Raw genomic sequence first — 26,494 nt, 5'->3', positions numbered from 1 at the left:
TAACTCCGCAACCCAGGAACTTTCCCCCCAACTCGTAAACTCGTAAACCCGTAAACTCGTAAACTTCGAAACAGTTATCTTAGGCGAAAATTTAGCCGATGCTGATTGATTTTCGTTCCGATACGGTCACCCGCCCCACGGAAGGCATGCGTGAAGCGATGTTCCGGGCACCCGTAGGCGACGATGTGTTTGGAGAAGATCCTTCCGTCAACCGCCTCGAGCAGGTGGCGGCCGGCATCTTCGGCATGGAGGCGGCCCTCTTTTGCCCCTCGGGCACCATGACCAACCAGGTGGCTATCCGCTGCCACACCCAGCCCGGCGACGAAGTGATCTGCGACGTCACCTCCCATATATACCAGTACGAAGGCGGCGGCATCGCCGTCAACAGCGGCGCCTCGGTAAAGCTGATCAGCGGCAACCATGGGCGGATCACCGCGGCGCAGGTAGCCGAAGGGGTGAATGCCGACGACGTGCACAAGCCGGTATCGCGGCTGGTCAGCCTGGAAAATACCGCCAACCGCGGAGGCGGCACCTGCTACGAGCTGGAGGAGCTTCAAAAGATCCGGGCCGTCTGTACGGAAAACAAGCTGTCGCTGCACCTCGATGGCGCCCGCCTGTTCAATGCCCTGGTGGCCAAACGCCAGGAGGCGGCCGATTACGGAAAGCTGTTTGACAGTATATCCATTTGCCTGAGCAAAGGCCTGGGCAGCCCGGCCGGCAGCGTGCTGATCGGCACGGCTCCCTTTATCAAAAAAGCCCGCCGCATCCGCAAGGTGCTGGGCGGCGGCATGCGCCAGGCGGGCTACCTGGCCGCCGCGGGCCTCTATGCCCTGAAGCACCACATCTCGCTGCTGGAGGTGGACCACCACCATGCCCGCCTCATCGCCGAAGCGCTGCGGCAAAAAGATTTTATCGAAGAAATCCTTCCCGTAGAAACGAACATCCTTATTTTCAGTGTCCGGGGCCGTTACACGCCCGCCGCGCTGGTGGCGGCACTGAAGGAACAGGACATCCTGGCCCTGGCCATTTCCGCCCACCAGGTGCGCCTCGTGCTGCACCTCGACGTCACGGAGGAGATGGTGCAGCGGACCCTGGAAGTGATCCGGGCACTGTAAGCAATAACCGATAACCAGCTCTTATCTAACGTATATCAGTAACCTCAATAAAAATCAGAAGTTCATGTTTCCTCACATTAACCCGACTGCTACTGCTGCCTGGTCTTCGCTGGCACAGCATGCCGAAGCGCTGAAGCAAACAAATTTGAAGGAATTGTTTCAGCAGGATGGCGACCGCTACAAAAAATTCAGCTTCCCGTTCAACGACATCATTTTCGACCTTTCGAAAAATATCCTGACCGACGAAACCCTGGAAAAGTTGATCGCCCTGGCCAATGAATGCAAGCTGAAAGACGGCATCAACGCCCTGTTCGACGGCGACTTCATCAACGAAACCGAACACCGCTCCGTGCTGCACGTAGCCCTGCGCAATTTTTCGGACGAACCCATTTATTCGGCCGGTAAGAACGTGATGGACGACGTGCGCCGCGTACAGGGACAGATGAAGGCCTTTTGCCAGAAAGTGCACAACGGCGACTGGACCGGCTATACCGGCAAAAAGATCCGCTCGATCGTCAACATCGGCATCGGCGGCAGCGACCTGGGCCCCTTTATGGTGACCGAAGCCCTCAAGCCGTACTGGGTGGAAGGCATCCAGTCGTATTTCGTATCGAACGTGGACGGCACCCACATTGCCGAAACCCTCAAAAAGGTAGACCCCGAAGAAACCCTGTTCCTGGTAGCTTCCAAGACCTTTACCACCCAGGAAACCATGACCAACGCCCTGTCGGCCCGTGACTGGTTTTTGAAAACCGCCAAGGACCAGGCGCATGTGGCCAAGCACTTCGTGGCCCTGTCCACCAACGAAAAAGCGGTGACGGCCTTCGGCATCGACAAGGAGAACATGTTTGAATTCTGGGATTGGGTAGGCGGCCGCTATTCTTTATGGAGCGCCATCGGCCTGTCCATCGCCCTGACCATCGGCTACAACAATTTCGAGGAACTGCTGAAAGGCGCCTTTGCCATGGACCAGCACCTGAAGAACACCGAGTTCGACCAGAACATCCCGGTACTGCTGGCGCTGATCGGCCTGTGGTACGTCAATTTCTTCGGCGCGCAAAGCGAAGCCATCCTTCCCTACGACCAGTACCTGCACCGCTTTGCGGCTTACTTCCAGCAGGGCAACATGGAAAGCAACGGCAAGAGCGTGGACCGCAACGGCGAACCCGTGAGCTATGCCACCGGTCCCATTATCTGGGGCGAGCCGGGCACCAACGGCCAGCACGCCTTCTACCAGCTCATTCACCAGGGCACGCCGATGATCCCCTGCGACTTCATCGCACCGGCGCAAAGCCATAACCCCATAAGCGACCACCACCCCAAGCTGCTGTCCAACTTCTTTGCACAGACCGAAGCACTGATGAACGGCAAAAGCGAGGAGGAAGTGGAGCAGGAGTTTATCAGCCAGGGCAAGAGCGTGGAAGAGATCGCCCGGTTAACGCCCTACAAGATCTTCGAAGGCAACAAGCCCACCAACTCCATCCTGGTAAAAAAGATCACCCCGTTCTCGCTGGGCGAGCTCATTGCCTGCTACGAGCACAAGATCTTTGTACAGGGCGTGCTCTGGAACATTTTCAGCTTCGACCAGTGGGGCGTGGAATTGGGCAAGCAGCTGGCCAACAAGATCCTGCCGGAACTGAAAGGCGACGAACCCGTCAGCTCGCATGACGCTTCGACCAACGGCCTGATCAATGCCTATAAGCAGTGGCGCAACGGATAACCCGTAAGCCTTGAAAATAGAATGGGCGTATCCGACCTCTTCAGGGATCGGATACGCCCATTTTTTTTTCGGACCGGCATAGCCGGTAGTCAGGCGGTCATTATGGTCGGGGTGCCCGTTCGCTGCCCAGCGGGAAACCAAAGGTGGAACATTGAACGGGCGCCCCTATGCACAACGAAACCCTCCGGAACATGGAGGGTTGAATACTTTAAAGGACGATGAGACGTCCGCCGTACAGGGTACGGTTGGGGCAGGCAACCTAAGGAGGCAGGGTCAGGCTGCGCAGCACCTGATAGAGCAAACCTTAGAGCGGGATTACCATTTGTCTACTTCGTCGGTGGCGGCAGCGGAGGAAGGAGTTGCGGTGGTTTTGGCGGGCGTTTCAATTTCAACCACTTCATCCACTTCACCTTCGCCTTCGTACACTTCTTCGTGGTTGTAGGCATCAAAATCGAAGTCAGGCATCAGCTGGGTCTTTACATAATCCACAGCCTCGTTCAGGGCCTTGATGAATTTATTGAAGTCTTCTTTGTACAGGAAAATCTTGTGACGGTCGTATCCGTTGTCGTTAAAGCGCTTGCGGCTTTCGGTAATTGTCAGATAGTAGTCATTTCCCCGTGTTGCCCTTACATCGAAAAAGTAAGTCCTGCGTTTACCAGCCCGTATACGTTTGCTGTAAATGCTTTCCATTTTCTTGTCATTGTTTTCGTACGCCACAGTATTTGTTTTTACAGTTAAAAAAAGTTTTGGTTTCCCTAATTGTTACAAATATAACTATGTTTTCTCAACAGCCAAATTTGGGGAATTTTTATTCTTATTTGGGGAAATTTTTCGCATCCGGGTCATCTTGCAATTGGCGTGCATACATATCTGCATAAATACCACCCCTTGAAAGCAGCTCCGAATGGGTACCTTCTTCGGCGATCCGCCCGTGGTCCAGCACCAGGATTTTGTCGAAGGCAAAGAGGCTGAAGATGCGGTGGGTGATCACGAAGGCGGTCTTGTCGGCCAGGTGCTCCTGCAGGTTGTCCAGGATCTGCTTTTCGGTCTTGGCGTCCACGGCGCTCAGGGCGTCGTCGAGGATCACGATGGGCGCCTCCTTCATCAGGGCCCGGGCAATGGATGCCCGTTGCTTCTGGCCGCCGCTCAGGGTCACGCCCCGCTCGCCGACCACCGTCTCGTATTTCTGGGGAAAGCCCTCGATCTCCTTGTCCACCACGGCCAGACGGGCCGCCCGGCGCACCGCCGCAGGCCCCCCTTCGGGAGCGCCGAAGGCGATGTTGCTTTCCACCGTATCGCTGAACAGGAAGCCGTCCTGGGGCACATAGCTGATTTGCCGGCGCAGGGCGTGCAGGTCCACCTGCCTGATGTCGGTGTCCCCCAGCAGGATCTCGCCCGAGGTGACGTCGTACATCCGCAGGAGCAGCTGGGCCAGGGTGCTTTTGCCGCTGCCGGTGCGGCCGGTGACGGCCACCTTCTCTCCTTTCCGGATGGTCAGGGAAAAATCCTTCAGGGCGTGGATGCCGGTATGGGGGTAGATGAAATTCACGTTGCGGAACCGGATGTCCCCGGACAGGGCCGGCAACAGGGCCTGGGGGTGGTTGCGGATCAGCGGTTCGGTCAGCAGGAATTCGTTCAGGCGCTTTTGCGAGGCCGAGGCCCGCTGGATCATGCTGGCCGTCCAGCCGATAGCGCTGACGGGGAAGGTGAGCATGTTGATGTAAATGACGAACTCCACGATGGTATCAAGGCCCACGTTGTGCTGCCCGCGGATATAGTACAGCCCGCCGATCATGATGGTCAAAAGCGTGCTCAGGCCGATAAACAGGGTCATGGAAGGGAAATACAGGGCTTCGATCTTTGCCAGGCCGGTGGCGTCCTTCTTGTACTGCTCGCTGTTGCGGTCGAAAAACTCCAGCATGGCGTCTTCCTGGGCAAAGGACTTGATCACCCGGATGCCGGCATAGGATTGCTGGGCATTGGTGGTCAATGACGCCAGGGTAGCCTGCAGCGCCTCGCTTTTTTTGTGGATGATGGTGTTGACGAAATAGATGGTGGCCGCCAGGATGGGCAGCGGCAGCAGCACGTACAGCGTCAGCTCGGCATCGCGGCGGAACATGAACACCAGGCTGAGCGAGATGAGGGTAACCAGGTTGGTGAGGTACATCACCGCCGGGCCGGTAAACATACGCACCCGGCTGACGTCCTCCGCCATACGGCTCATAAGGTCGCCGGTACTGTGGGTCTTGTAAAAGGACGTATCGAGCTGCTGGTAGTGGGCAAACACCTCGTTTTTCTGATCGTATTCGATGAGGCGGCTCATGACGATGAGGGTCTGCCGCATCAGGAACATGAAAAAGCCGCGCAGCAGCGCCAGGCCCAGGATGGTCATGCCGCAGAGCGCCACTACCCCGCCCAGCGAATAGCCGGCGCTTTCCACCTTATGGATAAAGGCCCGCACCAGCACATCATACGAAGCCGTATGGACGCGGGGGCGGTAGCCGGGCAATTGCAGGGCCCGCTGCACGTAATCGATCACATAACCGGTCAGCTGGGGGGCCAGCACGTTAAAATAGTTGGAGATCGCCACAAAAAAGATCCCGATGCCAAAGCGGGACCGGTACTTCCAAAAGTATTTGTTGAGTGCTTTTAAATGTTTCAAGAACCAAATATAAGCACGAAGAAATAAGTACTTCGGACTTAGCTTTTTATGGTTTGGAGTTTGTGGACAGGTAGGTATGCTGATAAAGAAACTATTCACCGGTATCGAGGAAAAAGAAGCCCTTCGGCTGATCCGGGAGCGGTCGCTGGAGCTGAACACCATGAAGGACCTGGACCCGCTGCTGGAAAAGATCGGCAATGCCCGCATCGTCATGCTGGGCGAAGCCTCGCACGGCACCCACGAATACTATACCTGGAGAAGCCACCTCACCAAACGGCTGCTCCGTGAAAAGGATTTTAACTTCATTGCGGTGGAGGGCGACTGGCCGGACTGCTACAAGGTGAACCAGTACATCAAGCAGGAAGCGGGCGCCCGCAGCGCCAAAGAAGTGCTGCAGTCCTTCGACCGCTGGCCTACCTGGATGTGGGCCAACTGGGAGATCGTGGCCCTGGCCGAATGGCTGTACGAATACAACCTGGACCTGCCCCGCAACCGCAAGGCGGGCTTTTACGGCCTCGACGTGTACAGCCTGTGGGACTCGCTGGACGCAATCCTGGGCTACCTGGAGCAAAAGGATCCCGAGGCCCACGGCAAGGCCCAGGAAGCCCTGCGTTGCTTTGAACCCTACAAGACCGACGACGGCACCTCCTATGCTTATGCCACCCAGCTGGTGCCCGACCTCTGCCAGGACGAAGTGCTGGCGCTGCTGCAGGAAGTACAGGCCAAGCTGCCGGAATACGACCCGGACCAGGAGCACGTGTTCAGCGCCGAGCAGAACGCCCTCATCGCCGTAAACGCCGAAAAGTACTACCGCGCCATGATGAAGGGCGGTCCCCACAGCTGGAACGTCCGCGACAGCCACATGGAAGAAACCCTGGAGCGGCTGCTGGACCTGCACGGTCCCAACTCGAAGGCCATCATCTGGGAGCACAACACCCATATCGGCGATTCCCGCGCCACCGACATGATGGACGACGGCATGTACAACATCGGGGAGCTGGTACGTACGAAATTCAAAGAAGACGAAGTCTTCCTGGTGGGCTTCGGCTCGTACGAGGGCAGCGTGATCGCCGGCGGCAGCTGGGGCGCGCCGATGAAGGAAGTGGACGTGCCTCCTGCCCGCGAAAGTTCGTGGGAATACCTGTTGCACGAGGCCGGGGCGAAGAACAAGCTGCTGCTGATGGATGCCTTCCGCGATACGCCCTTCAATGAGCACCGCATCGGCCACCGTGCCATTGGTGTAGTCTACCGGCCGCAATACGAGCGTTACGGGAACTACGTACCGTCGGTACTGCCGCAGCGCTACGACGCCTTCATTTACCTGGACCAGACCCGGGCGCTGCACCCGCTGCACCTGGCCCCGCATGCGCATGTGATGCCGGATACGTACCCCTTCGGGTTTTAAGAAGTTTACAAGTTTACTGGTTTACGCGTGGAGGGTTAGCTGGTTGCTGCTTTTTATACAAAAGGCGTTTTTCGCCGGGCAAAGCCCTGATGGAGCATGGATTTAAAGATTACCTCATCTTTTTTCTTCTTATAAAAAAAATCCGTCTTAACTTGAACCCGCTAAATCAAATGTAAAAAATGACCATTCAAGAAATCTCTACCCTGCTGGAGGGAAAAACAGAAACCCTGCGGGCCAACCTGATCCAGGATCTTCAGAAAAAGGAAAGCACTTCCTCCCGGCTGCAGGAACATGCCAATGGCCAAGCCGAACCGGCCGCCCGTTTTAACCCCATCCAGGCCGCCCAGGAAGCCAGCCGCATCCGCCTGAACAAAAGAATGCTGGAAGAAGTAGCCCTTTAAGACCGGCTTTCCAAACCGGTTATCTCTAAAGATTGTTTGTACTTACCTTATTGAGAAGGCTAACCGCAAGGTTGGCCTTTTCCATTTCGTCCCGACCTGGCGGGGCGAAATAGGCCTAAAACAAAACGGCCTTACAAGTTTAAAACCTGTAAGGCCGTTTAAAAATGCTGTAGGGGAAGGAGTCGAACCTCCACGGGGCCGTTAGCAGCAGCACAAGTGCTGTTTTTATCCGGTAGTCCCCACCCCCGAGACAAGAGGGCATGTCTGCCAAAAATTTCATCACCCCACAGTGTAAAGAGCGTTGTTGTTCTTTGTGAGCACAAAATTAAGAGCCCGGCCCATTTCTTCAAAATAATTCAACCAAACTTTTAAAGTTTTAGAAATCATATAAAAATGGAGGTTCTTTCCAAACAATCATTCAACAACTCAGCTTCAAAAAGACCTCCGGTTGAAAATTGACGAATGGGCCGGGCGTAGGATCGCATTTTAAAAGCTCCGCACCAGGGTAATGCTCATCAAGCCGATCACCACATCGTTGGCAAGGGTTTTTACTTCCAGGTGCGACAGTTCCTTTTTGGGGTCCAGCGGCAGGTCCAGCACCGTGGCGGCACCGCCCTCAATGGCCCTGTTGGAATAACCCTTGATGGAGCTGAACTTTTCGAAGGTGCGGGTATCCTGGCCCGACTTCAGGTACACCCGTACCGGCTTTGGCGCTCCCGTGGTAAAGGCATAGCCGTCGGTATAAAAATCCTGTTCGATCGGCCACCAGTTTTCCGGGTTTTTCAGCTGCAGCGTTTCCGAGCTACCGTCCTTGTACACCACCGTTACGGCGCCATTCACCAGCCTCGTTTGCATGGGATTTGTAGAGCCCGCCATCAGCAGGTAGGCATGGGCCGCCTTTCCGGAAAGCGGCACCCGGGCCGAGTCGGGATAATTATCCCAGAGGGAAGTGTACAAAATGTTCTTTTCGCCGGCGGTGCCGGGGGTTGCCAGGGGGATGCCTGCTTCCAGCACCACTTCGTTTTTGCTGCCGGCCCTTGCCCGCAGGCCCGCATCGTCGATCTCCGCCATGGTGAGTGGGTAGCACCAGTTGCCGATGCCTTGGGTAGGCAGCTGCAGGGTCGGGCGCACCGGCCGCGGCGACAGGTACTCGTTTTTAAATATGCTCGTCACTTGATCGTTGAAAACTCCGGCCAGGTCCACTTTTTCATATTTCACGGAAGTGGGGTTCCGGCTATCCCAATGCAGCACGGTCTCCTCGGCCTTGATGCCCCCGGCCGTTTCCAGGCGGATGCGGTTGCTGCCGGCCACCCGGTACTCTGCGGGGATGCTGATCTTTCCGGAAACCGACTGGGCAGCCACCGCAACCGGGCGGTCAATCGCCCGCCCGTTAACGAGCAGCTTGCCGTTCAGCGGCGCCGAAGCCGCATTCGTTACCGTCACCTGGATACCTGCGGCATCGGCTACGGCGGCAATAGAGGCGCTTTTTACCGCCCGAAAACTGATAGGCTGCCACCAGGTCACGGCGCCCTGGGAAAGCTTTACAAATACCGTTTTGGCGCCCTCATCGGCCCGCAGCACGGCATTCAGGATCTGGGAGCCGGGCTTCCGCTGGCCCAAAGCGCCCTGGGGGTCGTACACTTCCTGGATCACCGCAGGACCCATGTCGACCACCAGCGGCTCGCCGGCGGCGTAGGTGCTTTTTACCTTCGGCTGAATTAGTTTATTGCCCTTCCATACGATCTCCACCTGGAAAGTGGTGGCAGGAGCCGTCGTAAACTGGAGCACCGGCGTTTCCACTGCCTGGGGCACCAGCGTCCAGGCCACTTTTTTGCCGTTGACCAGCACCGCTTCCACGCCGTCGAGGCGGGCGGGCAGGCGGAAGGCCGCTTTCAGCGGTTTGTTATAGCGCAGGCTGTAGGTTTCCCGGTTGCCGTTGCGGCGGAAAGAAAGGTCCAGGTCGGGGGTTTTCAGCGACGCCTTGTCCCAGGCGGCCGGGAAGCCGGGGCGGAGGTGCAGGGTATCGTTCAGGGCATCGGGGAAAACGCCGAACAGGCCTTCCACCAGGCTGCGGGCCGCCATGCCGATGGGGTCGGCAAAATCGCGGTACAGCTCGCCACGGATGGCGTCGTAGTACGACAGCTGCTGGAAATTGCCGGGGGCGCTGCTCATATACATGCTTTCCATCAAAAAGCTTTTCCACAGCTGGTACGCCTGCTCGGGGCGGCCCCCCTGCCAGTACGCCAGGGCCGTATGCAGCCCTTCGGCCAGCGCCACGTTGTTGAGCGACCAGTCGTAGGGCTGCCAGTTGGTGGTGGACAGCAGGTAAAGCGAGGTATCGGCCAGGCCTTTTGCCCGCACCGGGATGCGGGGAATATGGTGGTCGACATACCGCAGCGACTGGTAGGCCTGGAAGGGATCGGGCACTTTTGAATCCAGGGCATGGTAAATGGTCCAGAGGGCGGCGGCGGGGTGCAGGTTCTTGGAGGACAGCAGGTCCTTGTACTCGGCGTACCAGCCTTTTTCGGGCATCCAGAGCTGGCCGTTGAGGGCGCCAAGGATTTTGGCCGCCTCTTTCCGGTAGGGCTCGCCGTCCTGGCCGATCATCCTGGCCAGTTCCGCAGCGGCCTTGAAAGCGCGGTAGTTATACGAGGAGGAGTGCGTCACCCCGCCCCCGCTGTATTGGAGGGCGTCGGAGGCCCAGATGCAGCAGTAGGCATCGTAGAGGCCGTCGCCGTCGGTATCGAAATTCCGCTTTTCCCAATCCAGGTGGCGCTGGAGCACGGGCCACATTTCGCGCACGTAGGCCGTATCGCCGGTATACTGGAAGTGGTTGAGCAACTGGTCGATGAACACCAGGTTCATGTCGTAGTGGTGCGGCCGGAAGTCGCCGTTGGGGTTGCGGCATATATAGCCGCTGCTGAACATAGCGGTGCCCATCTTTTCCTGGTGGCGGGCCAGGTGCAGGGCGGTGTCGGCCACTACCGGCCCGGCCGGCGGGCTGGTCACCTGCGACAGGGCATAGGACGAAAAATGCCGGCGGGCCCGGTCGTGCCAGCCCAGGGGGTCGGCCGCGTAGGCGCCCCTCCAGGCGTTCAGGCGCATGCGCCAGGCCACCGCCCCGTGCAGGAAGGTGGGATCTTCCCAAACCGCGTCGGCGGCCAGGGTCAGCGCCCCGCCCAGGGTATTGATGTAGGGGTCGGGGGTTTCCACCACTACCCTTCCCGCCAGGCTTTTACGGGCCGTTTCGGCCTGTTGGAACAGGGCCCCCAGGTCCGTGGTTTTCACCGCACCGGCGGCCGCGGGGTTTTGAATGAAAAAGTACAGGGGACCGGACCCTACGGGCACGCGGGCCGTCAGCGCCGGGGCGGCGGCGGCCGTGGCGCCAAAGAATTGGAGGGGCGACTCCTGCCGGGAGGCATCGCCCAGCTTCAGGCGGGTACCGGCCGGGAACAGGCCGGTGAGCTGTTTCAGGGCCGCGGCGGCGCCGGGGAGGGTATCCTTCTGGCCCAGGTGCTGGATCTCGTAGCGGGCTTCTTCCGATAACGGGTTTTTGGAGCCGTAAAAAAGCGAAAACCGGTTCTGATCGATCTGGAAAATATTATCGCGGCAGTTTTCGGGCTTTAGGTAAAAGGAAGATTCCGGGTCGGCCCCGATATCGCCGTCACGGGAGAATTTTTTGCCTGTGGCCCCGCCGAAGGCGGCGAACAGCTCCAGTCCGGCAGGCAGGTTCCGACCTTCGGCCTTGAGCAGCATGCCCTCGCCGGTGGCGGTAGGGATAACGGTGAGCAACAACGTACCGCCCTGCAACAGGGGGTCCTGTACCTCGTAGGCCATGGAGCCGGGAATGTAGCGGGCAGTGACGGAGGAGGCGTCGATCAGCCATTTGCTGTTGTCGCCCTTTACCAGGCCCAGGCGCAGGTTGCCGCCCATACCGGGCATATAGAGGGCAAATTCGGGCAGGTCGCCGGTTTCCAGGCGGAAGCCGGTATGGGTGCCGTACAGCGCCCGGTTAAACCGTAACTTGCCGTTTTTAATCACGAAGTTTTGTCCTTCGGGGCGGTAGCGGAGTTCCCGCACTTTGCCATGCCAGGAGGCCGGCGCAGCAGCTGGCGTTCCGGAAGAAGGAGTTTGGGCCTGGGCGCTGGCCAGGGTAACCAGGGAAAGTAGCGTAAATATCCTGCGATTCATGTGCAACCGTTAAGGGAATGTTTAGGACCCGCAAGATATTGGTTCTGCGCAAGATTGCATTGATCTACATCAATGGAATTTCCTGGCTTAGCGCAAGGGAACACCCTCCAGCGGCAGCGTAGCTTTGCCCGGTCAATAAATATTCACCCATGGACTACAAGCAGTTTTTACAGTTATTCGAAGATATATTCAATAGCCCGGCACCTTCGGCACCTTACGACAAGCCCGACTACCTGCAGTATACCCGGCTGAACCATTCCCGCATGAAGCGCTGGACGAAAACCCTGGAACCGGACCCCGCCCTGCTTCAGGCGCTGCAACGCGCCGGCGAAAAGCAGCACTGGATCATCCTGGTGGAGCCCTGGTGCGGGGATGTGGCCCATACCCTGCCCTTCCTGGTGAAACTGGCGGAACAAAGTCCCTTTGTCACCTACGAGCTGCAGCTGCGCGACAGCGAGCCTTATTTGATCAACTCCTACCTGACCAACGGCGGGAAAAGCATTCCGAAGCTCATTGCCCGCGCCGAGGACGGCAGTGACCTGTTTACCTGGGGCCCGCGCCCCGAGGCCGCCCAGGCCCTGATGGACCGCCTGAAACAAGAAGGCGCTGATTTCGAAACCATCAAAACGGAATTGCAAAACTGGTACAATGCGGATAAAGGAAGGTCCCTGCAAAACGAGTTGCGACAAGCGGTCGACTCGATCCGCCAACAGCTGCAGGTAGCCTGAGGTCAGGGAACATAATTTTCCTTCTTTGCATAGAGCATCTTTTGGAACGGGCGGTGCCCATTCAAAAAGATGCTCTATTAATTTAATGATCCCATTAGAATAATGCCCTTAATGAGGCCCTACCCGTGTGTATGGGCCGCGTTTCCCCCGGACGGCGGCCTTCGTACTGGAAGTTCAGTTCCACATTGTTCAACAGGCGGCGGGTGATGTCGGCCGCCCACAGCAGGTTGGTGCCGGGCAACAGGCCGTCGAGCATGATGTAGCTGACGGTGGTATTGGCGGGATAATCGAAGCGGAGGCTGTTGACCGTAAACTTGGCATTGAGGGAACTATTTTGAAGCACGTTGTACTTCGTTTCCAGGCTCAGCGAACGCGAAAAGGCTTCTTCGCCGCCGAACTTTTGTTCGTTCACCTTCCGCTCCAGCCGGCCACTGCCCTGCAGGCGGAAAACGGTTCCCTTAATGAAGACCAGCTGTGGTTCCGCGGCCATGATCTCCAGGTGGTAATTCTTGTTGTCAAAAGCGGGCGAAAATAAGGCGTTGGCGCCTCTCTTTGCCAGCACATTCAACAAGATGGACTTGCTGAAATTATACCGGAGGCGGGCGGTCAGGTCCTCCAGCCGGCGGCTTTCATAACCATAGGTCAACAGCGCCTTGCCGTTGCTTTGCAGGAGGCTGACATCCAGGCCCCACTTGGGCGACATGCGGTTGATGGAAACGGTATTGACAAAGGAGGTGTTCAGCGTCAGCAGGCCGGTATCCTGCAGGTTGTACCGAAAAGGATTGAACTCAAAATCGCCGGTGGCAATCAACTTCTTATTTTGCTGCAGCGAGGTCTGCCAGTACAGCCGGGACACCCATCGCCCCAGGCGCCCGGCCCCCTTGCCGATAACCGCTGCGGGATCGAGGCGGAAGCTGTAGTTGAAGGTGGTATAAGCGGCCTTGACGAACTCGTTGCTGGGCACGAAAATGCGGATAAACTTCGCCTGGTCGCGGAACTGGGCCACCTCGAATTCATTGAGCTGCTGTACGCCGTCGCCGTTGTAATCATTCCAGGTAAACTCGCCCTGGCCGGCGGGCACTTCCAAAAACGCAAAATCCCGCTTCTGCTCCTGCCCTGTCCCCAGCTCGTACAGCACATTGCCGGTCAGCAGTCCCTTCCATTCGTTCACCAGGTACTCGGTCCGGCCCAGGATGGTCTGGTCGTCGTTGTTTTGCGAGACCGCCTTTTCATACACCTTCAGCTTGCGATAGGTGGCATTGAACAGCAGCTGGTGGCGGGCGCTCTGGAGCAGCTGGGCCTCCAGGTTCACGTTGTAGCTGCGATCGCCTTTTACCAGGGCGTCGCCCAGGGGGTATTGGTCCGCCCGGGTAAAGAAGCTGAGGCCGTAGCGGTTCTTCCGGCTTTCATCGGTCTTCAGGTAGGCGGTGTAGGTGTCGAAGGAAAAGCTGCGGGCGTCGATAGAGTCGTTGGCACGGTGGCGCACCTCGCTGCGCTCCAGGGCATAGCGCCCGCCTACCTGCAGGCCCGACAGGAACCTGAGTTGTTTGCTGATATCGAGCGAAGGGTGCAGGTAGGATCCTTTTTCCGTCGCACTGTTGAAGCGGGTCAGGGCTACCGCATTATTAAAATTCCATCCTTTTACCGCTGCCGTCTGTTGCAGGGTATTTTGATACCCTTTATAGCTGTCGCTGCGCTGGTAGGTGGTAAAGCCATACGTCAGTCCCCGGGCCGCCTGGTTTTGAAGGCCGGTGGAAAAACGAAAAATGTTTTCCGTGGCGGGCGAAACCACCAGCGGCAGCCCCCACTCCCGCGAGAACTCCACCTGCCGCAGCCGCTCCAGCGGCCGGAACTTTTCGTTCACGTGCTCCAGGTCGAGGCGGGTGGCCAGGGCCAGGGCGTTAGGCCCCTTCAGGGGAACCCGGTTTTCGTACTGCAGCTTGGCGGCCAGGCCGGCATCGTCGCCCCCGTCTTTGGAAGAAAAGCTATTGACGTCGTAGTTGCTCAACGCCACCTCGGTTTGCAGGCGGTTGTTTTTGTTAAGGGTATAATCGGAGCCCAGGGTCAGCAGCTGCTGCTTTTTCGGCGCCACCAGCACCATCACCGGCTCGAAGCGCCCCCCCTTCACCCCGTTTACCGGCGCCACGTAGCGGAACACCTTGCCGTTGGCCCCGTTGAAGTCGGGCACATAGTTGCCGCCGCCGTCGCCCAGGTCGGTAAACGACAGCGAGTACCGCGCCAGGGCGGGATCGGTGGAATAGCGGTAAAACGAGTCGATGCCCGCGCCGGTGGTATCGTACACCCGTTCGTACAGGATCTTGTCGGTGGCGAAGGTATCCCGGACGGCCGTGCCGTAGAGCGCCCGCTGCACGCTGTCGCCCAGGTCGAAGAGGAATTGCTTTTGGCGGTTGTCGAGGGTTTGGTTGATGGGCGAATTTTTGGCGTCGCTGTTGGTAAAAGCGGCCAGCTTTATTTTAAGCTTTTTGTTCAGCTCGAGGGTTTGTGACAGGTAGAGGTTGGCATTAAGGTAGTTGCGGTCGGCGTACTCGAACTCCACCTGGATCCGCGAATCCTTGGTGATCATGCGGCGGGGCGTAAACGTAACCTCGGCGGTATTGTAGTTGACCACGTAGTCCTGGTCCTCGCCCCGCTGCAGCAGCTCGCCGTTGAGGAATACCCGTTCGGTGCCGGCCAGCAGGATAAAGAACAGCTCGTTGTTGGCGCCGGTCAGGCGGTAAGGTCCCTGGTTGCCCTCCAGCCCCTGGAAGACGTTGCGGGTAAACTTACCCTTGGCAATGGAGCCGCTGGCCAGGGTGGACGACTGCACTGTAGGCGACAGCTTGTTGGTGATTTGGAAGGACAGGCCCTGGAGGCGCTTGTAAAAATTCAGAAAATACAGGTCGTTCTGCCGCAGGTCGATATCGCCCAGGTTCAGTTGCCACCCTTTTTTGCGAAACTGCAGATAAACCTGGTCGAACTCGTTCAGCTGCTGGGTGTTGCCGTCGGGCTGGATGGGAATGTTGTTGTCGGAAATGGCGGCGGCAATCTCGATGGAGTCGGCCAGCATGCCCTGCAATTGCAGGTTCAGGTTGGAGGTCACCACGGCATCCTGGTTGTTGCCAAAAGAAATGCCCCGCCCGAAGGAACCATTGTACTGGAGGTTGCCAAAGCGGAACAGGCCTTTGGCCTCTTCGCCGCTTTTCGGGCCATAGGAACTGAGCGCCGAATAGCGGGCGATGCTGTCGTAGCGCAAGCGCTGCACCACCGAATTCAGCCGGAAGGGAAATACCCGGTACGACAGGGAAACGGTGTCCGTTGGCGGCCGGTGGTTCCAGTACAGCACCGCCCGAACGAAATCGAGCCGCCAGGTACTGTCGGCCAGGCCGTTGATGACGAAGGTTTGGGGAATGATGCTGAGCGTATCCAGCACCAGGCTGTCCTGTACCGGCACCGCCTTGGCCCGGAAGTTGGACAACGGCAGCTCAGGGGCAGGCAACTGTGCCCCGCCGTACAGGGCAGGGAACAGGCAGAAAAGAAAAAGAATAATGCGGCCCCGGAATTTCAACAGGTGATTTTTGGCTAAGCTATAAAAATAAGAAGCTCTTTCCGCTTACCGGCCGCGCAGGGCGGCAACCGGCAGGATTTAACGGAAAAATAGAAGGCAACTCCTGCTTTCCGGTCGGGCACAAAAAAGCCGGCTGTGCAGCCGGCTCTGGTATAGATTTTCTCGTTCGCTTATTTCTCGGCGGACAGGCCTGCTGCCAGGTAGTCCAGGTTCATGCGGGAGATGTTGGTCACCGAAATCTCTTTCGGGCAAACGGCTTCGCAGGCCTCGGTAAAGGTACAGGAACCGAACCCTTCCTTGTCCATCTGGGCCACCATGCTCAGCACGCGGCTCTTGCGCTCGGGCTGGCCTTGCGGCAGCAGCGCCAGGTGGGCGATCTTGGCCGACAGGAACAGGGAGGCGGAAGCGTTCTTACAGGCCGCTACGCAGGCGCCGCAACCAATACAGGCAGCAGCCGCAAACGAAGCGTCGGCCTTGTCCTTCTCCACCGGCAGGGCGTTGCCGTCCACGGCATTACCGGTATTGACGGAAATATAGCCGCCGGCCTGAACGATGCGGTCGAAGGCGGAACGGTCGGTCACCAGGTCCTTGATCACCGGGAAGCCGTTGGCGCGCCAGGGTTCCACCACGATGGTGTCGCCGTCTTTAAAGGCACGCATGTGCAGCTGGCAGGTGGTGGTGGCATGCCAGGGACCGTGGGGGCGGCCGTTGATGTGCATGGAGCACATACCGCAGATACCCTCGCGGCAGTCGTGGTCAAATGCGATCGGGTCTTTGTCTTCGCGTACCAGCTGCTCGTTCAGCACGTCGAACATTTCGAGGAACGACATTTCGGAAGAGATGTCGCTCACCTTGTAGGTCTCAAAGCTGCCTGCGCTTTTGCTGTTGTTCTGGCGCCACACTTTCAGTGTGAGATTCATGTTATAATGTTCCATAACCCCTGATTACCCCGCTCAACAGGGCGGCTCGTTGTCCGCTCCGGATGACCGGGTTTGCGTTTAAATTTTTTACAATGATATGCTGTAAAGGAAGCGGCCGGACGGATACGGGGCCGGGGACGGCCGCCTCCTCAACGAATTATTTAAAGAACGTTTGTTTGAACTGCCGCCCCCGTCGGTACGGGAGGGCCGCAGGTTTATTTGTAGCTCCGGGCGCTCGGCTTCACCACTTCGTAGTTCAGCGTTTCCTGGTGGAGCTGCCATTCGTGCTCGCCCTTCATTTCCCAGGCCGACACGAACATAAACTCGTCATCATTCCGCAGGGCTTCCCCTTCATCGGTCTGCGATTCTTCGCGGAAGTGACCGCCGCAGCTTTCGGCACGCACCAGGGCGTCGCGGCACATCAGCTCACCCAGCTCGAGGAAGTCGGCTACGCGGCCGGCCTTATCCAGTTCGGGGTTGAACTCATTGATGCTGCCGGGGATCTTCACGTCGCTCCAGAACTCTTTTTTCAGCTGCTGGATCTCGGCGATGGCTTCTTTCAGCCCCTGGGCGTTGCGGGCCATGCCGCACTTGTCCCACATGATCTTGCCGAGGCGCTTGTGCAGGCTTTCCACGGTCTGCTTGCCCTTGATGTTCATCAGCTTGTGGATGCGGTCCTTCACCTCTTTTTCGGCTTCCAGGAAGGCCGGGTGGTCGGTGGGGATGGCATTGGTGCGGATGTCGTCGGCCAGGTAATTCCCCAAGGTGTAGGGGATCACGAAGTAACCGTCGGCCAGGCCCTGCATCAGGGCAGAGGCGCCGAGGCGGTTGGCGCCGTGGTCGGAGAAGTTGCACTCGCCCAGGGCATAGAGGCCCGGGACCGAGGTCATCAGCTCGTAGTCCACCCACAGGCCGCCCATGGTGTAGTGCACCGCGGGGTAGATCCGCATCGGGATCTCGTAAGGGTTTTCGCCGGTGATCTTCTCGTACATGTCGAACAGGTTACCGTACTTTTCCTTCACCACTTCCTTACCCAGGCGGGTGATGGTGTCGGCATCCACGTTGCCCAGGCCGCGCTTACCCACTTCGATCTTGCCGTAACGCTGGATGGCGGCGGCGTAATCGAGGTAAACGGCTTGTTTGGAGGTACCTACGCCGTAACCGGCATCGCAACGCTCTTTGGCGGCACGGGAGGCCACGTCGCGGGGTACCAGGTTACCGAAGGCAGGGTATCTTCTTTCCAGGTAGTAATCTCTTTCGTCTTCGGGGATGTCGCTGGGGCGGCGGTTGTCGCCCTGTTTTTTCGGCACCCAGATGCGGCCGTCGTTCCGCAGCGATTCGGACATCAGCGTCAGCTTCGACTGGTGTTCGCCGGTTACGGGGATACAGGTGGGGTGGATCTGCGTGTAGCAGGGGTTTCCGAAGTAAGCGCCCTTGCGGTGGGCTTTCCAGATAGCGGTAACGTTGCTGCCCATGGCGTTGGTGGACAGGTAGAACACGTTGCCGTAGCCGCCGCTGCACAGCAGCACGGCATGGCCGAAATGGCGTTCCAGCTCACCGGTCACCAGGTTGCGGGCGATGATGCCGCGGGCCTTGCCGTCGATCTTCACGATCTCGAGCATCTCGTGGCGGGTGAATTGGGTAACGTTGCCCAGGGCCACCTGGCGTTCCAGGGCCTGGTAGGCGCCGATCAGCAGCTGCTGGCCGGTTTGGCCGGCGGCATAGAACGTACGCTGCACCTGCGTACCGCCGAAGGAACGGTTAGAGAGCAGGCCGCCGTATTCGCGGGCAAAGGGTACCCCCTGCGCCACGCACTGGTCGATGATGTTGGCGCTGACTTCGGCCAGGCGATGCACGTTGGCTTCGCGGGCGCGGTAGTCGCCACCTTTGATGGTATCGTAAAACAAACGGTAAACGGAGTCACCGTCGTTCTGGTAGTTTTTCGCTGCGTTGATACCGCCCTGGGCCGCGATGGAGTGTGCCCGGCGGGGAGAATCCTGAAAGCAGAAAACTTTTACTTTATATCCCAGTTCGCCCAGGGAGGCGGCGGCGGAGGCGCCGGCCAGTCCCGTACCAATGATGATGATCTCCAGCTTGCGCTTGTTGGCCGGGTTCACCAGTTTCACATGCCCTTTATAATCTTCCCATTTTTTCTCTAAAGGTCCTTCAGGAATTTTTGCATTTAGCATAACCGCTGATTTATTTCCACTGGTTCTTCCGCCGCAAGGGGTATTCGCGCTTACGGAGGTTGCAGAAGAACCGGTATTTAAATGATAAATTATTTGATCTGATAATGAGTTGGGGCGGGCAACGACCGTCGCCTGCCGGTTGCTTACGGGTTGTGCGGGGTTACCCACTGGAAGTACATGCTGATCGGCATCAGGGCAAACAGCAGGCAAACGATGATGGTAAAACCGTAGCCGGTGGCTTTCAGCATCGACTGGTATTTTTTGTTGTACACACCCAGGGTGCGGAAGGCGCTGCTGAAGCCGTGCATCAGGTGGTAGAACAGCGAGATCACGCCAATGAGGTACAGTACCACTACGATCCCACTTTGAAAGGCATCGAACATCTTCAGGTACAGATCGTGCATATCCACGCCGTTATAAGTTACCGGCTCCAGGTTGTGCGTGATGCGGGAAGGAATCCAGAAGTCGGAGATGTGCAGCACCAGGAAGAAGAACACCAGTGTGCCCAGCAGGCCCATGGAACGGCTGTACCATTTGCTGCCCCGGTTACCCAGGTCCACGTTGTAGCCCTGGCCGCGTTTTTTGCGGTTCTGCAGCTCCAGCGACCATCCCTGGATGATGTGGATAAAGAACCCGATGAACAACACGATTTCCAGCAAACGCATCACCAGGGTAGAACCCATAAAGTGGGCGGCCTTGTTGAACATTTCACCATTGTCGTACGGGTCAAAGATCGGGAGATCATAGAACATACATGCGTTCAACCCGACGTGCGCCACCAAAAAAAGAATCAAAAAAATGCCTGTCAATCCCATCACTATCTTCTTTCCGATAGCCGATGTAAAAAAATGCGACCATTTCATAAGCGGGAAAAGTAAATTTGAAAATTCGACGCTAAGTTAAGGGTCAAACGTTAAAAAGAAAACATTGATTAATTAAATATATGAGCTGCGCAAGGTTTAAACCCCATTTTCGGCAGATTTACCACATCTGCATATTTTTTATATAAGGTTTAAAGCAAATTTTCATGGAGCAACTAAGCGTAAAATCCCTGGAAACAATAAACTTATTTTATTTTTTAATACATGCTATTTCTCCTCTGAAGCGTATACTGGCAACGCATTATCCACCTCCTGCCCCACCAGCCCCTAAACTTGTAAAGCCGCCAACTTGTAAACTTTCTAAAGCGGCAAGCGCTTATTGATTACGTCATCGATCTTCTTGAACAGGTGATAGGGTTTGTACACGCGCCAGTTGGAAAGGTCCATCAGCTCCACGTAGTAATTGAGCTTTGCCTTGCGGAAATCGTACTGGGTGGCTTCGGGCATGTTCAGGCAAACGATCCAGCCCTGTTCGTCGCTGACCTCCTCGTACCATTCCTGGTAGTAGTCCTTGTCGCCGCTGTGGAAATTGAGCACGTTTTCGGCGATGAGAATGAATTTGGAAATGCCCTGGCTTTCGAATTCATCGACCACGTCGCGCTTTAGCGTCATGATGTCGTTTTCGATCGCATCGTTCCACTCCCCGATCAGTTCGATGATGACATAGCTTTCATCATAGTCGGCCTGCAGCACCTTCAGGTAGAGGGTGCGGCTGCCGAACTCATCCCACTGCGGGTGGATGTAGTAATTGTACACCGTCTGCGTGAATTCAAACTCGGAATATTCGCGCTTGAAAAACGGTGAGCGTTCATCCTCTTCGCTGATATAAATGTGGCGCCAGTTGTAGTAGGGTTCAATATCATGCATAAACCTCGCGAAGGTCCGTATTTTTGGTTTGCGCCGGCCCGTTTTTATCAATTTTTAGGAGGATCGTTCCCTGCGGTAGGCTGCCAGGGCTTTTTTGACGCTGCCGTATTGCACCAGCAGGGCTCTTGCCTGTTCGTAGCGGAGCAGGGGCAGCTTTTCCAGCAGCATGCGGGCGCCGCGGTCGAGCAGCTTTGCATTGGTGGGGTGCAGGTGCACCATGCGGTTATCCTCCACCCTTCCCAGCCTTATCATGACGGCCGTGGAGATCATGTTCAGCACCATCTTTTGCGCCGTGCCTGCTTTCATGCGGGTGCTGCCGGTGACCACCTCGGGCCCCACCGGCACTTCCACCGGGAAATGGGCCAGCCGGGCCAGGGGCGAACCGGGGTTGTTGGTGATGCCGCCCGTCAGGATGCCCTGTTGCCGGCAGGCCTCCAGGGCGCCGACCACGTAAGGCGTGGTGCCGCTGGCCGCCAGTCCTACCACCACATCCCCCGCTCCCACACCCTGCTGCTGCAGGTCCGCCCATCCCTGTGTGGCACTGTCTTCGGCAAACTCCACTGCCGCGGTCAGGGCTTTTTCGCCCCCGGCAATGAGGCCCACCACCCGGCCGGGAGCCATGCCAAAGGTGGGCGGCACTTCCGAAGCGTCCAGCACGCCCAGGCGGCCGCTGGTGCCGGCACCGATATAAAACAGCCGCCCGCCCGCCGCCATCTTGTCCACGATGGCCACCACCAGCCGCTCCACCTGCGGCAGCGCCTTTTCCACGGCCGCCGCCACGGTTTTGTCCTCGCTGTTGATATGCGCCAACACCTCCGCCACCGGCATTTTTTCCAGGTGCCTGTAGGGGCCGGGCTCTTCCGTTAATTTCTTGAATTCTGGCAAGTTGTCTCGGTATTAATTAGTTCCTGAGTTCCTAAGTTTCTGGGTTCCTGAGTTAAGCTTCGCGGTTGAAAGGCTCACATGCTTATCCGTTTGTTCTGAATTCTACGTCATCCGGAGTGACGCCAACTCGGGAACTCAGGAACTTAGAAACTCAGGAACTCTAACTTTTAATCTCTTCCCCATGATAGTTGACCAGCCCCTGCATCGGGTTTTTGAGAATCTTGCCCAGCTCGAACTCGTAGGAGTGGCAGAGCTGCTCCAGGACGTCGCTGAAGCCGTAGGCGATGCTGCCCACGAAGTTGACCGGGTGGGTCCAGACCTCGGGGTATTTACAGAGGTGCTGGAAGAAAAAGTCGTTCAGCCCGTCTTCGAGGATGTTCTCCACCATGAAGTGCCCCCGGTTTTCGGCCAGGAACATGGCAAAGGTGGCCAGGTAGCGGTTGGGCAGCGGCTTGGAATAGATATTGTCGAGGACCTCCACCGCCGTGGTGGTGAACATGGCGTCGAAGCGGGAACGCAGGTCGTCGTCGAAGGTATTGTAGAGGTAGTATTGCAGCACCTTCTTGCCCAGGTAGGCGCCGCTGCCCTCGTCGCCCAGCACGTAGCCCAGGCCGGGACTGTTGCGGACGATCTTTTCGCCGTTGAAAAAGCACGAGTTGGAGCCGGTGCCCAGGATGCAGGCGATGCCCTTGCCGTGCCCGCAGACTGCCCGGGCCGCCGCCACCAGGTCGGTATTCACTTCGATGGCCGTATCGGGAAAAGTTTCCTCCAGCGCCTGCCGCACGCTCCGGGCATTGGTGGGACTGGCGCAGCCGGTACCGTAATAGTACAGGGTTTCCACGGAAACCTCCTTCAGCCTGGGTAGCAGCTCCTTGGCCAAAAGCTCGGTCATCTCCCGGGAGGTATAGAAGTACGGGCTCATGCCCTGGGTAAACAAGGACTTTTTCCGGCCGTCCTGGATCAGGCACCATTCGGTTTTGGTAGAGCCGCCGTCGGCGATTAAGGTTGCTGGTTCCATTTTATGGGCTTAAAGAATTGTTGTAAATAAAATGCAAAACTTTCAGTTTGGTCAAATCCAGTATTTTGCATCCCGATTTTGGACCACTAATATAAAGTAACCGCAAACGATGAGGAATAAAAAGTTACAGGTCTGGCTCCCGCTGACCTTTTCCCTGGTGATGATCGCCGGCATGTTCTTTGGCTTCAAGCTGCACCAGCAAACCGGCAGCACCCAGGGCTTTTTCAAACGTGATAAACGCAACGCCCTCCAGGAGGCCTTCGACCTGATCAAGGCCCGCTACGTGGATTCGGTGGGCATCGACTCCCTGCAGGACAACGCCATTCAGCAGGTGGTCAGCAACCTGGACCCCCACTCTTTTTATATCCCCGCCGCCAACGTCAGTGAAGTCAACGAAGACATTATCGGCAACTTCCAGGGCATCGGCGTGGAATTCAATATTTTCGCCGACACCGTGCACGTGATCTACGTGGTGGCCAACAGTCCCAGCGACAAGGCAGGCCTGAAGACCGGCGACCGCATCCTGAAGGTGAACGATTCCTCCGTCGTGAGCAAGACCCTGCCCTCCTCCGAGATCAAGCGCATGATCCGCGGCCAGGCCGGCAGCCTGGTAAAGCTGACCATCCTGCGCGACCGGGCGCTGAAGGACGTGTTCGTAACCCGCGGCACGATCCCCCTGCCCTCCCTGGACGCTTCCTACATGATCGATGCCACCACCGGCTACATCAAGCTGAATAAATTTTCCGAGACCACCTACCGCGAGTTCATGGAATCCATGGAAAAGCTGCAGGCCCAAAAAATGCAGAGCCTGGTGCTCGACCTCCGCGGCAACGGCGGCGGCCTGCTGACCCAGGCCATCAACATCGCCGACGAATTCCTGGACGGCGAAAAGCTGATCGTGTACACCAAGGGCACCAACATCCCCCGCCAGGAGTACAAGGCCAGCAAGCAGGGCATTTTTGAACGGGGCAAGCTGGTGGTCCTGGTAGACGAGCTGACCGCCAGCGCCAGCGAGATCCTGGCCGGCGCCCTGCAGGACTACGACCGCGCTACCATAATAGGCCGCCGTACCTTTGGCAAAGGCCTGGTGCAGGAGCAGTACGAGCTGAGCGACGGCTCGGCCCTCCGCCTGACGGTAGCCCGCTACTACACCCCCTCGGGCCGCAGCATCCAGCGCCCCTACGACCACGGCAAAAAAGTGTACATGGAAGAAATCTATGAGCGCTACGACAACGGCGAGATGCTCTATGCCGACTCGATGCACTTTTCCAAGGACCATCCCTACAAAACCTCCGGCGGCAAGACCGTTTACGGCGGCGGCGGCATCGTTCCCGACCATTTCGTACCCATCGACTCGAGCCTGTATATCCGCAACGTAACCAAGCTGTACCTCGAAGGCCGCTTCAACAACTTCGTGTATACCTACTACATCAACCACCTGGGCGAACTGCAGAAGTACCGCACCCCGGCGGAGTTCGAAGCCAAATTCACCAATACCGCCGAGGCCTGGGACCAGCTGGTGGTGTTTGCCGCCAAGGACAGCATCAACCTGAAAAACATCCCCGCCGACGATAAAAAAGAGATCCAGGAACGCATTAAGGCCTACCTGGCCCGCTTCCGCTGGCGCACGCAGGGTTTTTACGAAGTGTCGAACAGTACGGATAGTATGGTGCTGGCGGCCATGTCGGAGCTGAAAAAGTAGTTTACGCGTTTACGGGTTTACAAGTTTACGAGTTGGTTTCCACCGAGGGGATGCGGTTTACATTTTACAATCCCTTACATTAGTGAAGACCAACTTGTAAACCCGTAAACTCGTAAACTCTTTATGGTGGACACCTTTGAAAAGATTACCTGCCGCATTTATCCTTCGCCGAAGGAAGTTTCGTTGTACACGGCCCGGGCCATAGCGGAGCTGATAAGGGCCAAACAGGAGGCCGGCGAGTCCTGCGTGCTGGGACTGGCCACGGGGGCCACACCCAAGGCCCTGTATGCCGAGCTGGTACGGATGCACCGCGAGGAAGGCCTGAGCTTCCGCAACGTCATTACGTTTAACCTCGACGAGTACTACCCCATCGACCGCGACGCCCTCCAGAGCTACCACTCCTACATGCACCGCCTCCTGTTCGACCAGGTGGACATCCTTCCCGAAAATATTCATATTCCCAACGGCGAACTGTCGCGGGAAGAAGTGAAAAAGCAGGGCGCCGCCTACGAACAGGAGATCGAGGCGGCCGGCGGCATTGATTTGCAGGTGCTGGGCATCGGCAACAACGGGCATATCGGCTTCAACGAGCCGGGCTCCTCCCTGTTTTCCAAAACGCGGCTCATCAACCTCGAGCCCTCCACCCGCCTGGCCAATGCCTACGAGTTCGCCAATATTTCCCAGGTACCCCGCCTGGCCATCACCATGGGCATCAGCACCATCCTCAAAGCCAAACGGGTGCTATTGATGGCCATGGGGCCCGCCAAGGCGCCCGTGGTACAGAAGGCCGTCGAGGGCAATACCACGGAGCAGGTGCCGGCTTCGCTGCTGCAGCACCATGCCAATTGCGAGTTCGTGCTCGATGAGTCCGCCGCCTCCAGCCTTACCCGCTTTAAGAGCCCCTGGCTTACCGGCGATATCGAATGGACACCCGCCCTCATCAAAAAGGCGGTGATCGACATGGCCCTCAAAAGGGAAAAGCCCATCCTGTCGCTCACCAATGCCGATTACAACGAATTCGGACTGGGCGACCTGCTGGTGGAAAAAGGCGATGCCTACAGCATTAATTTGCAGGTGTTTTACCTGCTGCGCGACACCATCACCGGCTGGCCGGGCGGCAAGCCGGGCCCCGACAACCCGGCGCACCCCGAGCGGGCCTATCCCTTTCCCAAACGGGTGCTGATCTTTTCCCCCCACCCCGACGACGACATCATCAGCATGGGCGGCACCCTGCAGCGCCTGCACGACCAGGGCCACGACGTGCACGTGGTATACCAGACCTCGGGCAACATCGCCGTGACCGACGAATTCGTGACCCGCTTTCTGGACTTTGCCGTGGGCTTTGAAACCATTGCCGGCATCAATGCCGAAACCTCCGCCCGTATTTTGCAGGAGGCCCGCCAGTTCCTGTCGCAAAAGCGGCCCAACCAGGCCGACACACCCCAGATCCGGGCCATCAAAGGCCTGATCCGGCAGTGCGAGGCCCGCGCCACCTGCCGCTACGTGGGGCTGAAGGACGAGAACGTACACTTCCTCAACCTGCCTTTTTATGAAACCGGCACGGTGGAAAAGAATCCCATGGGCGAAGAGGATATCCATATGACCACCGAGCTGCTGGAGCGGCTGAAGCCACAACAGGTGTACAGTGCCGGCGACCTGGCCGACCCGCATGGCACCCACCGGGTATGCCTCGACATCGTGCTGGCGGCGCTGAAGCGGCTGAAGGGCCAGCACCTCAACTGGATCCGCGACTGCTGGCTGTGGCTCTATAAAGGTGCCTGGCAGGAATGGAACATGGAGGAGGTAGAAATGGCCATTCCCATGAGTCCCGGCCAGGTGCTGCAGAAGCGCTACGGCATTTTCATTCACCAGAGCCAGAAGGACATGGTGCCCTTCCAGGGCGAGGACAGCCGCGAGTTCTGGCAGCGGGCCGAGGAGCGCAATGCCCGTACCGCCAACCTTTATGCCCAGCTGGGCCTGACAAGGTATGCGGCGATGGAGGCATTTGTGCGCTGTCCGTTCTAAACAAGTTCACGAGTTCGTTGGAGGAAGGGGGTTGGGGAAGTTGACACAAGCTTTTCCGGAGCGGACGGACCACGTACCCGGAATTGCATTCCGGGGAAAAGGCGCTCCGACCTAGCTCCCTGAAAAAATTCTTACGTTTTTGAAAAAAGTTTTGGCAATTAAAGTTCGCCGCCTATATTTGCACCCCCAAACGGAACAGCGCACCGGAAACGGTGAGACC

The 26,494-nt window shown here is 57.6% G+C and carries 17 protein-coding genes; 7 read left to right on the top strand and 10 right to left on the bottom strand.

What is annotated here, in order from left to right:
- Positions 1–98: 98 nt before the first annotated feature.
- The gene (locus tag V9K67_RS00880; RefSeq protein ID WP_336719402.1) at positions 99–1,115 is read left to right on the top strand and encodes a threonine aldolase family protein; all 1,017 of its coding nucleotides are present in this window, start codon (positions 99–101) and stop codon (positions 1,113–1,115) included.
- Positions 1,116–1,179: 64 nt separating this feature from the next.
- The gene (gene pgi / locus V9K67_RS00875) at positions 1,180–2,835 is read left to right on the top strand and encodes a glucose-6-phosphate isomerase (protein WP_336719401.1); all 1,656 of its coding nucleotides are present in this window, start codon (positions 1,180–1,182) and stop codon (positions 2,833–2,835) included.
- Between the two features lie 315 nt (positions 2,836–3,150).
- Here the strand turns inward: pgi and V9K67_RS00870 are convergent, their stop codons facing one another.
- Together V9K67_RS00870 and V9K67_RS00865 are read right to left on the bottom strand one after the other, a co-directional pair.
- The gene (locus V9K67_RS00870) at positions 3,151–3,552 is read right to left on the bottom strand and encodes a DUF3276 family protein (protein ID WP_336719400.1); all 402 of its coding nucleotides are present in this window, start codon (positions 3,550–3,552) and stop codon (positions 3,151–3,153) included.
- A 97-nt stretch (positions 3,553–3,649) separates the two neighbouring features.
- On the bottom strand, positions 3,650–5,497 hold the full coding sequence (locus V9K67_RS00865) for an ABC transporter ATP-binding protein (RefSeq protein WP_336719399.1): 1,848 nt from the start codon (positions 5,495–5,497) through the stop codon (positions 3,650–3,652).
- Positions 5,498–5,573: 76 nt separating this feature from the next.
- On the opposite strand from V9K67_RS00865, the gene V9K67_RS00860 reads away from it, so the two are divergent.
- Positions 5,574–6,902: an erythromycin esterase family protein gene (locus V9K67_RS00860; RefSeq protein ID WP_336719398.1), complete on the top strand. Its 1,329-nt coding sequence runs from the start codon at positions 5,574–5,576 to the stop codon at positions 6,900–6,902.
- Positions 6,903–7,081: 179 nt separating this feature from the next.
- Positions 7,082–7,303 (top strand): hypothetical protein, encoded by a 222-nt coding sequence (locus tag V9K67_RS00855; protein ID WP_336719397.1) that lies wholly within the window; start codon positions 7,082–7,084, stop codon positions 7,301–7,303.
- Between the two features lie 486 nt (positions 7,304–7,789).
- Here V9K67_RS00855 and V9K67_RS00850 read toward each other — a convergent pair whose 3' ends face one another.
- Positions 7,790–11,494, bottom strand: a complete 3,705-nt coding sequence (locus tag V9K67_RS00850; protein WP_336719396.1) for a DUF4450 domain-containing protein — start codon at positions 11,492–11,494, stop codon at positions 7,790–7,792.
- A gap of 149 nt (positions 11,495–11,643) precedes the next feature.
- Between V9K67_RS00850 and V9K67_RS00845 the strand changes: the two genes are divergently transcribed.
- Positions 11,644–12,222 (top strand): thioredoxin family protein, encoded by a 579-nt coding sequence (locus tag V9K67_RS00845; RefSeq protein WP_336719395.1) that lies wholly within the window; start codon positions 11,644–11,646, stop codon positions 12,220–12,222.
- Between the two features lie 94 nt (positions 12,223–12,316).
- On the opposite strand, the gene V9K67_RS00840 is transcribed toward V9K67_RS00845, so the two are convergent.
- The 7 genes from V9K67_RS00840 to V9K67_RS00810 all read right to left on the bottom strand — a co-directional run bounded on the left by V9K67_RS00840 (position 12,317) and on the right by V9K67_RS00810 (position 22,547).
- A complete protein-coding gene (locus V9K67_RS00840; RefSeq protein ID WP_336719393.1) occupies positions 12,317–15,787 on the bottom strand; it encodes a DUF8818 domain-containing protein in 3,471 nt (1,156 codons plus the stop codon).
- A 170-nt stretch (positions 15,788–15,957) separates the two neighbouring features.
- Positions 15,958–16,707, bottom strand: a complete 750-nt coding sequence (locus V9K67_RS00835) for a succinate dehydrogenase/fumarate reductase iron-sulfur subunit (protein WP_336719392.1) — start codon at positions 16,705–16,707, stop codon at positions 15,958–15,960.
- A 215-nt stretch (positions 16,708–16,922) separates the two neighbouring features.
- On the bottom strand, positions 16,923–18,896 hold the full coding sequence (locus tag V9K67_RS00830; protein ID WP_336719391.1) for a fumarate reductase/succinate dehydrogenase flavoprotein subunit: 1,974 nt from the start codon (positions 18,894–18,896) through the stop codon (positions 16,923–16,925).
- 143 nt (positions 18,897–19,039) lie between these two features.
- Positions 19,040–19,759 carry a succinate dehydrogenase cytochrome b subunit gene (locus V9K67_RS00825; RefSeq protein ID WP_336719390.1) on the bottom strand — a complete coding sequence of 240 codons (720 nt, stop codon included), beginning with the start codon at positions 19,757–19,759 and terminating at the stop codon, positions 19,040–19,042.
- Between the two features lie 318 nt (positions 19,760–20,077).
- Positions 20,078–20,644: a hypothetical protein gene (locus V9K67_RS00820; protein WP_336719389.1), complete on the bottom strand. Its 567-nt coding sequence runs from the start codon at positions 20,642–20,644 to the stop codon at positions 20,078–20,080.
- A 54-nt stretch (positions 20,645–20,698) separates the two neighbouring features.
- Positions 20,699–21,529 carry an N-acetylmuramic acid 6-phosphate etherase gene (locus V9K67_RS00815; RefSeq protein WP_336719388.1) on the bottom strand — a complete coding sequence of 277 codons (831 nt, stop codon included), beginning with the start codon at positions 21,527–21,529 and terminating at the stop codon, positions 20,699–20,701.
- Positions 21,530–21,689: 160 nt separating this feature from the next.
- Positions 21,690–22,547, bottom strand: a complete 858-nt coding sequence (locus V9K67_RS00810; RefSeq protein WP_336719387.1) for an N-acetylglucosamine kinase — start codon at positions 22,545–22,547, stop codon at positions 21,690–21,692.
- Between the two features lie 109 nt (positions 22,548–22,656).
- On the opposite strand from V9K67_RS00810, the gene V9K67_RS00805 reads away from it, so the two are divergent.
- Together V9K67_RS00805 and nagB are read left to right on the top strand one after the other, a co-directional pair.
- A complete protein-coding gene (locus V9K67_RS00805; protein ID WP_336719386.1) occupies positions 22,657–24,249 on the top strand; it encodes a S41 family peptidase in 1,593 nt (530 codons plus the stop codon).
- Positions 24,250–24,372: 123 nt separating this feature from the next.
- Positions 24,373–26,274, top strand: a complete 1,902-nt coding sequence (nagB, locus tag V9K67_RS00800) for a glucosamine-6-phosphate deaminase (protein WP_336719385.1) — start codon at positions 24,373–24,375, stop codon at positions 26,272–26,274.
- Positions 26,275–26,494: the final 220 nt, after the last annotated feature.

This window comes from Huijunlia imazamoxiresistens (genome assembly GCF_037132455.1).
Classification (GTDB): Bacteria; Bacteroidota; Bacteroidia; order Chitinophagales; family Chitinophagaceae; genus Flavisolibacter; species Flavisolibacter imazamoxiresistens.
The sequence above is the reverse complement of the archived record's forward strand: the minus strand, read 5'-3'. Positions and strand labels throughout refer to the sequence as shown.